Raw genomic sequence first — 14303 nt, 5'->3', positions numbered from 1 at the left:
GCGTTTGGCGGGGACGCCGCCGGCAAGTGGTATCGAGCGCCGATCTATCCGTTCCGGCGGGGTCTTGTCACCCGGCGCCTTCGGTGGCGGCGGCGTTTGCGCGAGTGTGATCGTGGCCGCGACCCGATCGATCTGGCATTTCCACTTTGGAATCGATACATCGCCTCCATGACGAAGAAGCCGTCGAACGAGAACAAGTCGAACCGCGAGAAGCGGCTGCAGCAGGCGCTGCGGGCGAATCTGGCGCGCCGCAAGATCCAGGCCCGGGCGCGCCGCGACGGCGAGCCGGGCGAGGGTGTCCCGGAGCCGAGCGGCGCAACGGACGAGACGCTGGCCGGGGCCGTCTCGCCGCAGGCGCGTGCGGGAGAAGCCGGAGCATCTCCGGAAGGCGAGGAGCGGTGAGCGGAGCAGAAAACCCCGCAGACGCTCGCTGCCTCCCTGGCTGCATCGCCGGGCGGTTCTGCAAAATCGGCGACGCCTTTGTCCTAAATCAACGCCTTCGTCCTAGACTTTGGAGATGATCCAGCCGAGTGTCAATTTCTGTTGTCATTCGCGCTGGAATGTGTGTCATATTGTTTGGACAGTTATCGGCTGGTTCGTCTGTTGCGAATGTGGACAACGCGGCTCAGCGGACTTAGAACCGTTCCGATGAGGAGTGCACGATGATTGATTACCAGCGCCATTTCGCCGCGGCGATCGAAGCCTTGCATGCGGAGCGCAGATATCGGGTGTTCGCCGATCTCGAGCGGATCGCCGGACGGTTTCCGAAGGCGATCTGGCGCCATGACGGCGAGGCTCGCGAGATCACCGTCTGGTGCTCGAACGACTATCTCGGCATGGGCCAGCATCCCGATGTGATCGCCGCAATGACGAAGGCGACGGGCGCGATGGGCTCGGGCGCCGGCGGCACCCGCAACATCTCCGGCACCACCCATCCGCTGGTCGAGCTGGAGCTGGAACTCGCCGATCTCCACGGCAAGGAAGCGGCGCTGGTCTTCACCTCGGGCTTCGTCTCCAACGAGGCGTCGATCTCCACCATCGCCAAGCTCTTGCCGAGCTGCCTGATCCTCTCCGACGAGTTGAACCACGCCTCGATGATCGAGGGCGTGCGCAAGTCCGGCGCCAAGAAGCAGGTGTTCCGCCACAACGACGTCGCCCATCTGGAAGAGCTGCTGGCGGCCGCCGAGCCGGAGCGGCCGAAGCTGATCGTCTTCGAGAGCGTCTATTCGATGGACGGCGACGTCGCGCCGATCGCCGAAATCTGCGATCTCGCCGACAAGTACAACGCCATGACCTACATCGACGAGGTCCATGCGGTGGGCATGTACGGCCCGCGCGGTGGCGGCATTTCCGAGCGTGACGGCGTGGCCGGCCGGATCGACGTGATCGAGGGCACGCTGGCGAAGGCCTTCGGCGTTCTCGGCGGCTACATCACCGGCTCGAAGGCGCTGATCGATGCCGTCCGTTCCTACGCCCCGGGCTTCATCTTCACCACCGCGCTGCCGCCGGCGCTGGCTGCCGCGGCGACCGCCTCGATCCGCCATCTGAAGACCTCGCAGGACGAGCGCGACGCCCAGCAGCGCCAGGCCGCCCGCGCCAAGCAGATCTTCGCCTCGGCCGGCCTGCCGGTGATGGCGTCCGATACCCACATCGTGCCGGTGGCGGTGGGCGATCCGGAGCTGTGCAAGAAGGCCAGCGACCGCCTGCTCGCCGAGCACGGCATCTACATCCAGCCGATCAACTACCCGACCGTACCGCGGGGCACCGAGCGGCTGCGCATCACGCCGACGCCGCTGCACGACGACGCGCTGATCGAGGCGCTGCGCGACGCCCTCGTCGAGACCTGGCATGCAATCGGCATTCCCTTCGCCGCGGAACGGCCGGCGAGCCTCGAACGTTCGGAGAAGGTGACCCCGCTGGTCGTGTCGCAAGCCGGCGGCTGAGGCTGCCCGGCCGGCGTCGCGGAGAGGAGAGAGGCGGGTCTTGCCACCCCAGGAGGATCCGCCGATGAAAGCCACCCTCGCCGATCTGAAGTCGCGACTGCCGCTGCCGGCCACCGCCGAGTGGCCCGAGGGCCGCTTCCACGTCGAGGCTTTGGCGCACGGCACCATGTCGCTGCAGCTCTTCGCCCCCCGCGGCGAGGACCGGCGAGCCCCCCACAGCCAGGACGTGCTCTACATCGTCATCTCCGGCCGCAGCGGCTTCCTGCACGAGGGCGAGCGGACGGAGGCGAAGGTCGGCGACGCGCTGTTCGTCTCGGCCGGTGAAACCCACCGCTTCGAGGACGTTTCGGACGACTTCGCCACCTGGGTGATCTTCTGGGGCCCGGAGGGCGGCGAAGCCGAATCGCCGAACCCCTCCGTCTTCGCCGCCATCGACGCCTGACGCCGACGCTTCCGCACCTGCCGGCAGCTTCCTCCGGTCGCCTATTCGCCCGGTGCACCGGCCGTTCGGCCGTCGTCGCGCGCCTCGCGCCGCGATACTCGTTTGGCGAGGAACGGCACGGCCATGGCGATGGCGAAGAAGCGCACGACGTGATGGGCCGCGACATAGGCGGGATCGATGTCGAACTGGAAGGCCAGCACCGTCAGCGCCTCCAGGGCCCCCGGCGCATAGGCCAGCGCGACGTTCGGCGCCGGCAGGTCGACGAACACCACCGCGGCGATGCCGGCGAGGCCGGTGCCGAGGAGGCTGAGGGCGAAGCAGCCGAGGGACGGCACCAGCAGCTTGCCGAAGGCCCTGGCGTCGATGCCGCTCAGCCGGGCGCCGACGATGATGCCGAGAAGGACGAGGCTCGGCAAGGCGAGGAAGGCCGGCAGGGAGACGGTGACGACGTTCGCCCCGTGCAGCACCGCGCTGCCGATCAGGGCGCCGAGCATCATGCCGCCCGGAACGTTGAGCCTCGCCGCCAGGAATGCCGTCACGGCGCAGCCCGCAAACATCAGCCCGTAGTCGAACAGCCCGCCCTCGCCGCCCGGGCGGATCGAGGAACCCATCGTGCCACCGCCCTCGAGGGCACCGAGCAGCGGCACCAGCGCCGCGATCAGCATGAGCAGGCGGATCGACTGGATGATCACCACCCGGCCCATGTCGGCCTTCGTCTCGGACGCTGCCGCAACGACGAAGGAGAGGGCGCCCGGCAGCGAGGCGAAGAGCGAGGAGGCATGATCCCAGCCGAGGGCGCGCCTGAGATAGGCGTAGCAGAGGACGACCGCGAGGAGCACGCCGACGAGCTGGATCAGGAACGACAGCGGCCACAGGGCGATCTGGCTCGCCACCTCCGGCGAGACGCCGGAGCCGGCCTGGACGCCGAGGACGAAGAAGGCGAAGGTCTTCAGGAACTCCGGCGGCCGCGTGTCGAGGCCGGCGAGGCTGCAGACCGTCGTGGCGACGACCGGGCCGAGCAGCCAGGCGACCGGCAGGGCGAGGGCGACGGCGGCAAGGCCGCCGAGAAGCGCCGCCGCGACGGTGATCGCAAGGTCCCGCAGGCGAAGCGCCGCCGCCCGTCTGTCGTCCGTCACACCTGGTATCCGATCCATTCCGCCAGCCGGTGCGCGGCGGCCTCCACCTCGTCGATCCGCCGATGGAAGCAGGCCCGGAAGAAGGGCGCGCCGTTCGGCCCGAAGGCCGTGCCCGGCGCGATCGCCACCTTGGCCTCGTCGACGATCCGGAAGGCGGCGGCTCTGGTGTCGGTGACACCGTCGATCTTGAAGAAGGCGTAGAAGGCGCCGTCCGGCGGCGTCAGCTCCACCCGGTTGGTCGCCGTCAGGATGTCGCAGAAGATGTCGCGGGCGGTCTCGGCCCGGGCGATCTGGTTCTCGACGAAGTCCTCGCCGCGGGTCACGGCCGCGACCGCGCCCCGCTGCATGAAGGCGGCGACGCCGGAATTGGAATACTGGATGAGGTTCTCGACGATCTGGCCGAGCGCGGGGCTGGCCTCGATCCAGCCGATGCGCCAGCCGGTCATCGCCCAGTTCTTGGAAAAGGAATTGACGAAGAGGATGGCGTCGTGGGCGGCCATCACGTCGTGGAAGGACGGCGCGCGGGGGCCGTCATAGTAGAAGCGCGCATAGATCTCGTCGGCGATGACGGCGATGCCGGCCTCCCGGGCGATGGCGAGGATGGCGGCCAGCGTCTCCCGGTCGGCGGTCCAGCCGGTGGGGTTCGACGGCGTGTTGACGAAGAGGACGCGGGTCTTGTCGGTGATCGCGGCCTTCAGCTTGCCGAGATCGAGGCTCCAGCGCCCGGCTTCGAAGTCGAGGCTCACCTCCCGCCGGCTCGCCCCCATCAGCCCCGCCGCGGCGGAAAAATTCGGCCAGACCGGGCCGATGAACACCACCTCGTCGCCGGCGCCCGCCAGCGCCATCAGCGCGATCTGGATCGCATGCATGCCCGAGCCGGTGACGAAGAAGCGCTCGGGCTCCAGATTCTGGCCATAGAGCCGGCTCGAATAGGCGCTCAGCGCCTCGCGCAGCTCCGGCAGCCCGCGCTGCCAGGTGTAGAAGGTCTCGCCCTCGGAAAGGCTCTGCGCCGCGGCATCGGCGATGAATTTCGGCGTCGAGAGATCCCCCTCGCCGGCCCACATGGGGATGATCCCCTCGCGCCCGCGGGCATGATTGACGACGGCGACGATGCCGCTTTCCGGCGCCTCCACGGCTTCGCGGCGCAGGCGGGTGAGGTCGAGCATGGGGTGGGGCTTTCGAAGGACGGGTGATGCGCGTCGAACGACCGTTGCCACATCGGTCGCCGCGCCGGAGGGCTCACCGTCGCTTAGCATCGGATCGGGAAGCGGGAAAGTCGAGATGGCGGTGTGAGAGGATGTGATCAGGGAAAGTCGGCTGCGGGACAGGCGAGGATCGGGGCGCTGGCGTACATGTCCGTGCCGCTGTCTCCAGACATATCGCGACCCGCCGTTCCTGCCTCGAACGATGCGCGGACAGCGCTTCGTCGATAAAAAACGCGCCCGGGTTTCCCCGAGCGCGCGTGTCATGTCCGTCGAGGCTCTCGCCCCTGAAAAGCGCCGAGGCTTACGCCTGCTCTTCCATCGCTTCCTTGGAGAGCTCTTCGCCCGTCGCCTGGTCGACGACCTTCATCGACAGGCGGACCTTGCCGCGCTCGTCGAAGCCCATCAGCTTGACCCAGACCTTCTGGCCTTCCTTGACGACGTCGGTCGTCTTGGCGACCCGGCCGGCGCCGAGCTGGGAGATGTGGACGAGGCCGTCGCGCGAGCCGAAGAAGTTGACGAAGGCGCCGAACTCGACGGTCTTCACCACCGTGCCCTCGTAGATCTCGCCGACTTCCGGCTCGGCGACGATCGAGTGGATCCACTTCTTGGCGGCCTCGATCTCCTTGCCCGAGGCCGAGGCGATCTTGATCGTGCCGTCGTCGTCGATGTTGATCTTGGCGCCGGTCTTCTCGACGATCTCGCGGATGATCTTGCCGCCCGAGCCGATGACGTCGCGGATCTTGTCGGTCGGGATCTGCATGACCTCGATGCGCGGGGCGAACTCGCCGAGCTCGGCGCGGCCTTCCGACAGAGCCTTCGACATCTCCGCCAGGATGTGGTCCCGGCCGCCCTTGGCCTGGCCGAGGGCGATCTTCATGATCTCCTCGGTGATGCCCTGGATCTTGATGTCCATCTGCAGCGAGGTGATGCCGTTGGCCGTGCCGGCGACCTTGAAGTCCATGTCGCCGAGATGATCCTCGTCGCCGAGAATGTCGGACAGGACCGCGAAGCGCTCGCCTTCCTTGATCAGGCCCATGGCGATGCCGGCCACCGGTGCCTTCAGCGGGACGCCCGCATCCATCAGCGCCAGCGAGGTGCCGCAGACGGTCGCCATCGAGGAGGAACCGTTGGACTCGGTGATCTCCGAGACGACGCGCAGCGTGTAGGGGAACTGCTCGGGCTCCGGCAGCATCGGGTGGATCGCCCGCCAGGCGAGCTTGCCATGGCCGATCTCGCGGCGGCCGGGCGAGCCCATGCGGCCGGTTTCACCCACCGAATAGGGCGGGAAGTTGTAGTGAAGGAGGAAGTTCTCCTTGTAGGTCCCGGTCAGGGCGTCGATGAACTGCTCGTCCTCACCGGTGCCGAGAGTGGCGACGACCAGCGCCTGGGTCTCGCCGCGGGTGAACAGCGCCGAGCCGTGGGTGCGCGGCAAGAGGCCGACTTCCGAGACGATCTGGCGAACGGTGTCGAGCGCGCGGCCGTCGATGCGCGAGGAGGTGTCGAGGATGTTCCAGCGGACGATCTTGGCCTGCAGCGACTTGAAGACCGCGCCGACCTCTTCCTTGGAATATTTCGTCTCTTCGATGCCTTCCGGCAGGAAGTGCGCCATCACCTTCTTCTTGACGACGTCGACGGCGGCATAGCGGGCCATCTTGTCGGTGTTCTTGTAGGCCTCGCGCAGATCGCCCTCGGCCAGTTGCAGCATTTCGCCCTCGAGGGCCGAGTGATCCGGCGCGACGTGCTCGCGCGGCTCCTTGGCGGCGACCTCGGCGAGCTTGATGATCGCATCGATCACCGGCTGGAAGCCCTTGTGGCCGTGCATCACGGCGCCGAGCATGATGTCTTCCGACAGCTCGTTCGCCTCGGACTCGACCATCAGCACGGCGGCGTCGGTGCCGGCGACGACGAGGTCGAGCGAGGACTCGTCCATCTCGTCGACATGCGGGTTGAGCTTGTACTGGCCGCCGATATAGCCGACGCGGGCGGCGCCGATCGGGCCCATGAAGGGCACGCCCGACAGGGTCAGGGCAGCGGAGGCCGCGATCATGGCGACGACGTCCGGATCGTTCTCGAGGTCATGCTGCAGGACGGTCAGGACGACCTGGGTGTCGTTCTTGTAGCCCTCGGCAAAGAGCGGGCGGATCGGGCGGTCGATGAGGCGGGAGGTCAGGACCTCCTTCTCGCTCGGCCGGCCCTCGCGCTTGAAGAAGCCGCCGGGGATCTTGCCGGCCGCGAAGGTCTTTTCCTGATAGTTGACGGTCAGCGGGAAGAAGTCGAAGCCGGCCTTCGGCTGCTTCTCGGAGACGACGGTGGCGAGGACGCAGGTCTCGCCGTAGGTCGCGAGCACCGCGCCGTCGGCCTGGCGGGCGATCTTGCCGGTCTCGAGGGTGAGCGGGCGGCCGGCCCAGTCGATTTCCACCTTGTGGGATTTGAACATTCGGTTTGCCTTTCGTCGCCGCGCCGAAGCCGCTCATCGGCGGATCGCGCGGGATCTTTCACGTGTGTCGTCGTCGAAACGCGCCACGGGCAAGACGGCGGGAGGCTTCGCGCGGCGCCCGGTCTCGGGCGCCCGGCCTTGCGGCCATCCGGAAGCATCCGGCAATCCTGCCCCGTGACCGTTCAGTGGTCCGCGACCGCGCCCTTGTTCGTGGCGGGGCTGCAGGGTCAGGCGTGGCCGCAGACTGTGCGGCCGCAGATCGGGTCGGCGGGCCTTCGAGGTCGTCGAAGCCCCGCCGGAGTTTGCGTCAGCGACGCAGGCCGAGACGCTCGATCAGCGTCTGGTAGCGGGCTTCCTCGCGGGACTTCAGATAGTCGAGAAGGCGCCGGCGCTGCGAGACCATCTTGAGAAGGCCGCGGCGGGAGTGGTTGTCCTTCTTGTGCGACTTGAAGTGTTCGGTCAGGTTGTTGATCCGCTCGGTGAGGATCGCGACCTGAACCTCGGGCGAACCGGTGTCGCCCTCCTTGGTCGCATAGTCGGTGAGGAGCGCAGCCTTGCGCTCTGCGGTGATCGACATCGCGATACCCTTTCTTTTGCTTTTCGTGGGGTCGTGACGCCCTTTGCCGGGATGTCGTCCAGCACGGGCCATGAAGGCGCCCGCCTGCGATGCAGGGGAGCGCTGGCGCGGCATATAGCCGATTGTGGCGGCAAATGCTAGCCGCGCCGCGCTGCCGGTCTGCGGCAGCGCGGCAAGCCGGTCGACGAAGTCGGTCAACGACCCGATCGCGAACCCGTCCGGAGACTCTGCCGCAGATGACGCCGGCGCCGCCCGGTGTCTCGGGCAGCGCCGGCGTCTTCGCCGCAGGATCGGTCGCCCCCGCCGATCTGCGGTGAAACGGATGGGCGCGGCCTACTGCCGCGTCCAGGTCTGCGACTTGCAGAAGATCTTCAGCGCGCAGCCGGTGAGCTTCATCGATTTGCCGCTGACCCGGGCGGTTCCCTCATAGGTCTTGCCGTTCGCCGGATCGGTGATCTGACCGGAATAGCTGGCGCCCGAGCCGCCCATCTGGCCGATCCGCTTGCCCTTGTGCTGGCCGGTCACGATCGTGGTGCAATAGGCCTTGCCGCAGGGCGAAATCTTCGCGGTCTCGCCGCTGGCGGTGCGCCAGCTGCCGACGATCGGCTCGGCCGCAGGCGCGGCGGAGATCCCCGCGGCAAGGATGGTGGCGGCGAGCATCACGGCGAGTTTCGGCATGGCAATTTCCTCCCTGGACGGCAGCCAGACCGTTGATCGGTTCTTCCGGCTGTTTACGTAAACGTAAACGGAAATTCAGCCGATGGAAAGCCCGCTGCCTCGCGATCAGTCCAGGCATCGGATCCCCGGGTCAGACCGCGCGGCAACGCGGGCGCAGCGCCGGCTTTCGCAAGGCGCTGCCGCGAGGCCTAAGCTGCGGTCAAATCCGGACCCAGACCTGCGTCTTGCAGAACACCTTCAGGGCGCAGCCGGTGAGCTCCAGCTGGGTCGCGCTGACGCTCGCCGATCCGGAATAGGTGCGGTCGTCGCGCGGATCGGTGACTTCGCCGGTGTAGTTGCCTTCGGATCCGCTCATCCGGCCGACCGACTTGCCCTTGTGCTGGCCGGTGATGACGGTGGCGCAATAGTTTCCGCCGCAGGAGGTGACCTCGACAATGCCGCCGCCGGGCGCGCGCCACTTGCCGAGGATCGGGTCTGCGGAAAGCGCCGGGCTGGCGGCGGAGACTGCGAGAACGGCTGCAAGAAGCAGGGATTTCATCAATTCATGTCCTTCGTTTCGTCGAGGCAGGCCGAATGCGCCTGCCGGATCATCTTGCGCGCGAGCAGCCTCCGGTCGGCCGCATCGGCGTTGCCGGTGTGGCCTGTCGCCGGCGCAGCCATCCGGTGCTCGTCCCGGCCCTGCGAAGGGCGGGATCTCCGGTCCGGCTCTCGGACCGGGCGGCGCCGGCTCGATCAGGCGATGCGCGACGATCGCGGTATCGCTCCGTTGGGAGGCGATCTGGCTCTGTGAGCATGCGAGTGGAAGCCTACTCGCCCAAATGTGATGACTGTTGCGCCCGGAGACCTCCAGCCACCGCGTGGTCCTGCGGCGGCGTGGGAGCTGCCGACCGTGTCATTTTGCTGTCGCTGGATGAATCCGGGCTGAACGGCTGCCAGCATCGTCAGGTCGGAGTCTATTTACCGCAACGGCAGCAAAGCCGATTCAGCGCGAATTAAGCGCAAATTTTAAGCGCCTCTTCAAGCGACGGCACGATGATCGGTCCCAGAAGAAACGAAAAACGGGACAGGGATCATGGCACATATCGACCTCACCGCTTTCGACCGGACCGCCGCCAGCGGTGCCGCCCTCCTCGACGGCGCCCTCCTGATGGAGCTGGGCCTCGCCGCAGCGCTCGGCCGCAACGGCGCGGCCGATCTCGTCGCCGCCCACATGTACTTCAATCTCGCCGCCGAACGGGGCGTCGAAGGCGCGGCGGCGCAGCGCCGGGACGTCGCGGGCGACATGTCGAGGGCCGAGATCGCGCGGGCACTGCGTGCGGCGCGGACCTTTCTGACACTGCACTGACCCAGACATCGCGCCACTCGGCAGCCTATTGGGCAAGTGCCGGCTTCAGCCGGCCTCGGGACGGCCGACCTCGTCGATCGCGCCCGCCAGCGCGTCCTCGAACAGCGCCAGGTCGTCCGGCCGGCCAGCCGAGACGCGGATCATCCGGTCAAGGGGTGAGACGCCCGGCATGCGGATGAAGACGCCGCGCTTCAAGACCGCGGCCAGCAGCGCCCGCGCATAGGCACCGTCGCCGCCGCAGTCGATGGCGACGAAGTTGGTGGCCGAGGCGAGCGGCGTCATTTTCGCCCGCCCCGCGATGGCGGCGAGTTCCGCGCGCGCGCCCGCGATCCTCTTTACCGCGTCCTGCAGATAGGCCTGGTCGGCGAGAGCCGCCAGCGCGCCCGCCTGGCCGATCCGCGACACGCCGAAATGATTGCGCACCTTGTCGAACTGGGCGATCGCGTGCGGCTCGCCGACGACATAGGCGACGCGCACACCGGCCATGCCATAGGCTTTCGAGAAGGTTCGAAAGCGCAGGAGATTGGGCCGCATCAGCGTGATCGGCGGCAGGCTGCCCAGCGGTGCGAGATCGCTGTAGGCCTCGTCGAGGACGAGGATGGTCTCTTCCGGCACCGCGTCGATCAGCCGCTCGACCGTCGCCGCGTCGTGGAAGCTGCCGGTCGGATTGTCGGGATTGGCGAAATAGAGGAGCTTCGGCCGCACCGCCCGTGCCCGTTCGATCAGTGCCTCCGGATCCTCGTGGTCGTCGCAGCGATAGGGGACGAAGTCGAGCCGGGCGCCATGGCCCGCGACATGGTAGTTGAAGGTCGGATAGGCGCCGTAGGAGGTGACCACCGTATCGCCCGGATCCGTCGCCAGATGGACGAGATGGCCGAGCAGCCCGTCGATGCCTTCCCCGACGGCGACGCTTTCCATCGCGATGCCGTGATGGGCGGCGATCGCCTGCTTGAGCTCGTATTGCTCCGGATCGCCGTAAGCCCAGCTGTCCCGCGCCGCCTTCGCCATCGCCTCGACAGCCATCGGAGAGGGCCCGAAGACGCTTTCGTTGGCGCCGAGGCGGGCGCGGAACGTCATCCCCATGCGGCGCTCCAGCGCCTCCGGGCCGACGAAGGGAACGGTGGCGGGCAGCGAGCGGGCGAGTTCGGTGAAGAGCATCGGTCGTTCCGGCGTTCGGCGGCCGGCGACGCTGCGCCGGACGAGGGGCTATCCCTGGCAAGAGGTGAGGCGTCTTACGCGCAGTTTCCCAACGGGAAAAGAGGCCCGCGCGAAGATGCCGTCCCGCTCAGCCTTCGACGCGCGTCAGCCCGGCCGCGAAGCGCGCGCCGTTGGAGCGATAGTGGCGGGCCGATTCCTTCAGCTTTTCCGCCGTCGCCGCGTCGAGGCTGCGCACCGCCTTGGCCGGGGCGCCGACGATCAGCGAGTTGTCGGGAAACTCCTTGCCCTCGGTGACGAGCGCGCCCGCCCCGACGATGGAGTTGCGGCCGATCCGGGCGCCGTTGAGGATCGTGGCGCCCATGCCGATGAGGACGTTCTCCTCCACCGTGCAGCCATGGACGATCGCCGCGTGGCCGATCGTGCAGCCGGCGCCGATGGTCAGCGGCATGCCCATGTCGCTGTGAAGGACGGCATTGTCCTGGATGTTGGTCGCCTCGCCGATCGAGATCCACTCGTTGTCGCCGCGGATCACCGCGCCGAACCAGACGCTGGCGCCGTCGCCGAGGCGCACCCGGCCGATCACCTGGGCGTTCGGGGCGATGAAGACGTCCTCGCCGATCTGCGGGCGATCCTCGCCGAGTTGATAGACCGGCATGGCCGTCCTCCCTTGCTGCTGGTTGCGCGGGCGAACTTGCGCGAAGGCCGGGCGAGGGGTCAAGGGAGGGGCGAAGTGGCCCGTGTCTGGGGGACGGCACCCTTGGGGCGCATGCTCCAGCGCGCGGAAGCCCAGAAAGCCGTTGAAAAGACGGGGCTCGGGCCTGCCGGCCTTGCGCCTCCCTTCATGCGGAGGCACCGTCCGCGCGAATTCGGCGCATCGGAAGTGATCGGAAGGCCCGCGCAATGATCCGGCTTCTCCACACGGCGGACTGGCAGATCGGCAAGCCCTTCGGCGGCTTCGACGAGGAGCGGCGGGCCGAACTGCGCGCCGCCCGCTTTGCCGCCGTCGGGCGCATCGCCGTTCTTGCCGCCGCCCGCGACGTCGCGGCGGTGCTCGTCGCCGGCGATGCCTTCGACGACAACACGGTGCATGACCGCGACGTCAACCGCGTGCTCGACGCGATGGCGGCGTTCTCCGGCCCCTGGGTCTTCCTGCCCGGCAATCACGACGCGGCGACCACCGGCAGCGTCTGGAGCCGCATGCGCGGGCTGGCGGAGCGGCGCGGGCTCGCCAATGTCGTCGTCGCCGACGAGCCGGAGCCGATCGTAATGTGCGAAGGGCGGCTCGCCGTCCTGCCGGCACCGCTGGTGCGCCGGCACGAAGGCGCCGATCTGACCCAGTGGTTCGACCATGCCGAGACGCCGGCGAGTGCTGTCCGGCTGGGCCTTGCCCATGGGGCGCTGGAAAACCGCCTGCCGGAGGGCGCCGACGCCGGCAATCCGATTGCCGAAGGCCGCGCCGCTACGGCCAGGCTCGACTATCTCGCCCTCGGCGACTGGCACGGCTTCCTGGGCGGCATCGCGCCGAAGACGGTCTATGCCGGAACCCCCGAGCCGGATCGCTATCCCGCCAACGAGCCGGGATTCGTCGCGATCGTCGAGATCGACGGGCCGGGCGAGGCGCCGCGCATCGAGCGGGTGGCGGTCGCACATTATGTATGGGCGGCGCGAGTCCTGCGCCTCGATGGCGAGGCCGGTGACGTCGAGAGCCTGCTCGCCGCCTTCGCCGAGCCGGGACGCACGCTCCTCCGGCTCACCCTCGCCGGCAGCCTGCCGCTGCGCGAAAGGGTCCGCCTGGAAGAGATCCTCGCCCACTGGCGCGACCGCTTCTTCCATCTCGGCAGTCGCGACGACGATCTCTTCGATGAGCCGGACGAGGACGATCTCGACCGCATCGACGTGTCGGGCTTCGTGCGGACGGCGATCGAGACCTTGCGGACGAAGGCTGCCGATCCGGCCGATCCGGGGCGGGAGGCCGCCCGGCTGGCCATCCGCATGGCCTATGTCGAGCACCGCCGGCTGACGGCCGGCGAGCGCTGAAGGTGCGTGTGACATGTATCTGAAATCGCTTCGCGTCAGCGAATTCGCCAGCATCCTCCACGCCGACCTGGAGGGCTTCGATCCCGGACTCAACGTCGTCGTCGGCGACAACGAGGCCGGCAAGTCGACGCTGCTCAGGGCGCTGCGCGCGGCGTTCTTCCAGAAATATCGGGGCCGGGGCGAGGCGGTCGAGGCATTCCTGCCTTATGGCGGCGAGGGGCGGCGGCCGACGGTCTCCGTCGGCTTTTCCCATGCCGGCGCCGACTACCGGCTGACCAAGAGCTTCCTCACCCGGGCCGCAGCGGAGCTGGAGGGGCCGTGGGCATCGCCGATCGCCGGCGATGCGGTGGAGGAAAAGCTCGCCGAGCTTCTCGGCTTCACCCATCCCGGCCGGGGCGATTCGAAGCTTTCCGAACATCAGGGGGCCTTCGGCCTGCTCTGGGTCGAGCAGGGGCGCTCGAACACCGGCCTCGACATCGGCGCGGGCCGCGACGCGGTGACGGCGTCGCTGGAGGGCGAGGTCGGCACCATTCTCGGCGGCGAGCGCGGCCGCTCGCTGATCGCCGCCGCCAAGGGGCTGAACGACCGGCATTTCACCGCCACCGGCCGCATCGGCGCCAACGCCCCCCTGAAGGCGATCGACGACGAGCTCGCCGTGCTGCGCGCCGAGCTCGTCCAGAAGCGCGCTGCCCATGCCGAACTCGAGCAGAAGCTGAAGAAGCTGGAGGATCGCCGCCGCTCGCTGAAGGGCTATGACGAGGCGCGGACCGTCGAGAAGGCGGGCGAGGCCCTGCGCGCCGCCGAGGCGGGCCTGCGCCGCGCCGAGGAGCGGGACCGCGAATGGCAGGCGGCGGACGCCGCGCTGAAGCAGGCCGAGGCGGTCCGGGCCGGCGCCGCCGAAGCGCTCAAGCGGCGGGAGAGTCAGGCGAAGGAGGCGGCGTCGGCGCGCCAGGCCTTCGAAGCCGCCGCCGCCGATTTCGCCGAGATCGATGCCGCCGCCCGCGCGGCCGCCGAAGCCGTGGGCGTCGCGGTCATGGCACAGGAGACCGCCCGCACCGCACTGAAATCGGCCGAGGCGCGCCACGAGGCGCATCGCCGCCGGTCGGATCTTACCCGCGAGAGCGCGACACGGGACCGGCTGCTGGCCGTCGTCGAGGCCGCCGGCGGGCTGAGCGAGCAGATCGCGGACCTCGGCGCGCGGCTGGACGTCATCGCCATCGATCGCAAGGCGCTCGATGCCATCGACAAGGCGGCTCGGCGCCTGCGCGACTGCGAAGTTCGCCTGCAGGTGACGGCGCCGGCCGTGACCTTCGAGCCGGCGGGCGGCGGCTCCGTCCGAGCGCCG

14 protein-coding genes and 1 pseudogene are annotated in these 14303 nt (G+C 68.6%); 6 read left to right on the top strand and 9 right to left on the bottom strand.

Annotated elements, in window-relative coordinates; translation table 11 throughout:
* Window positions 1-168: 168 nt before the first annotated feature.
* From ATO4_RS08685 to ATO4_RS08675, 3 genes are all read left to right on the top strand, one after another.
* Entirely contained in the window at window positions 169-402 is a 234-nt protein-coding gene (locus ATO4_RS08685) for a hypothetical protein (protein WP_083591070.1), read from the top strand.
* A gap of 263 nt (window positions 403-665) precedes the next feature.
* The gene (gene hemA / locus ATO4_RS08680; RefSeq protein WP_083591234.1) at window positions 666-1943 is read left to right on the top strand and encodes a 5-aminolevulinate synthase; all 1278 of its coding nucleotides are present in this window, start codon (window positions 666-668) and stop codon (window positions 1941-1943) included.
* Window positions 1944-2007: 64 nt separating this feature from the next.
* Window positions 2008-2385 carry a cupin domain-containing protein gene (locus ATO4_RS08675; protein WP_083591068.1) on the top strand — a complete coding sequence of 126 codons (378 nt, stop codon included), beginning with the start codon at window positions 2008-2010 and terminating at the stop codon, window positions 2383-2385.
* A gap of 41 nt (window positions 2386-2426) precedes the next feature.
* Here the strand turns inward: ATO4_RS08675 and ATO4_RS08670 are convergent, their stop codons facing one another.
* From ATO4_RS08670 to ATO4_RS28665, 7 genes and pseudogenes are all read right to left on the bottom strand, one after another.
* Window positions 2427-3521, bottom strand: coding sequence for an AbrB family transcriptional regulator (locus tag ATO4_RS08670; protein WP_245308647.1), 1095 nt, complete (start codon window positions 3519-3521; stop codon window positions 2427-2429).
* A complete protein-coding gene (locus ATO4_RS08665) occupies window positions 3518-4687 on the bottom strand; it encodes a pyridoxal phosphate-dependent aminotransferase (RefSeq protein ID WP_083591064.1) in 1170 nt (389 codons plus the stop codon). Before ATO4_RS08665 ends, ATO4_RS08670 begins: the two co-directional genes overlap by 4 nt.
* A 340-nt stretch (window positions 4688-5027) precedes the next feature.
* Entirely contained in the window at window positions 5028-7163 is a 2136-nt protein-coding gene (gene pnp, locus ATO4_RS08660) for a polyribonucleotide nucleotidyltransferase (RefSeq protein ID WP_083591062.1), read from the bottom strand.
* A 307-nt stretch (window positions 7164-7470) separates the two neighbouring features.
* Window positions 7471-7831: pseudogene (gene rpsO, locus ATO4_RS28670) on the bottom strand (30S ribosomal protein S15).
* Window positions 7832-8073: 242 nt separating this feature from the next.
* A complete protein-coding gene (locus ATO4_RS08650) occupies window positions 8074-8400 on the bottom strand; it encodes a DUF2147 domain-containing protein (protein WP_083591233.1) in 327 nt (108 codons plus the stop codon).
* 217 nt (window positions 8401-8617) lie between these two features.
* The gene (locus ATO4_RS08645; protein WP_083591058.1) at window positions 8618-8956 is read right to left on the bottom strand and encodes a DUF2147 domain-containing protein; all 339 of its coding nucleotides are present in this window, start codon (window positions 8954-8956) and stop codon (window positions 8618-8620) included.
* Window positions 8956-9078 (bottom strand): hypothetical protein, encoded by a 123-nt coding sequence (locus tag ATO4_RS28665; RefSeq protein ID WP_280940489.1) that lies wholly within the window; start codon window positions 9076-9078, stop codon window positions 8956-8958. Before ATO4_RS28665 ends, ATO4_RS08645 begins: the two co-directional genes overlap by 1 nt.
* 412 nt (window positions 9079-9490) lie before the next feature.
* Here ATO4_RS28665 and ATO4_RS08640 point away from each other — a divergent pair, with 412 nt between their 5' ends.
* The gene (locus tag ATO4_RS08640) at window positions 9491-9763 is read left to right on the top strand and encodes a hypothetical protein (protein WP_083591057.1); all 273 of its coding nucleotides are present in this window, start codon (window positions 9491-9493) and stop codon (window positions 9761-9763) included.
* A gap of 45 nt (window positions 9764-9808) precedes the next feature.
* On the opposite strand, the gene ATO4_RS08635 is transcribed toward ATO4_RS08640, so the two are convergent.
* A complete protein-coding gene (locus ATO4_RS08635) occupies window positions 9809-10921 on the bottom strand; it encodes a pyridoxal phosphate-dependent aminotransferase (RefSeq protein ID WP_083591055.1) in 1113 nt (370 codons plus the stop codon).
* 127 nt (window positions 10922-11048) lie between these two features.
* Entirely contained in the window at window positions 11049-11576 is a 528-nt protein-coding gene (locus ATO4_RS08630; RefSeq protein ID WP_083591054.1) for a gamma carbonic anhydrase family protein, read from the bottom strand.
* Between the two features lie 245 nt (window positions 11577-11821).
* Here ATO4_RS08630 and ATO4_RS08625 point away from each other — a divergent pair, with 245 nt between their 5' ends.
* The gene (locus ATO4_RS08625; protein WP_083591053.1) at window positions 11822-12958 is read left to right on the top strand and encodes a DNA repair exonuclease; all 1137 of its coding nucleotides are present in this window, start codon (window positions 11822-11824) and stop codon (window positions 12956-12958) included.
* Window positions 12959-12971: 13 nt separating this feature from the next.
* Window positions 12972-14303 (top strand): AAA family ATPase (locus ATO4_RS08620; RefSeq protein WP_139802331.1); only part of this gene is annotated, 1332 nt, incomplete at its 3' end.

The sequence above is a fragment of the Aurantimonas sp. 22II-16-19i genome (genome assembly GCF_002088275.1).
GTDB lineage: Bacteria > Pseudomonadota > Alphaproteobacteria > Rhizobiales > Rhizobiaceae > Jiella.
This window is presented reverse-complemented; position numbering and strand designations above follow the sequence as displayed.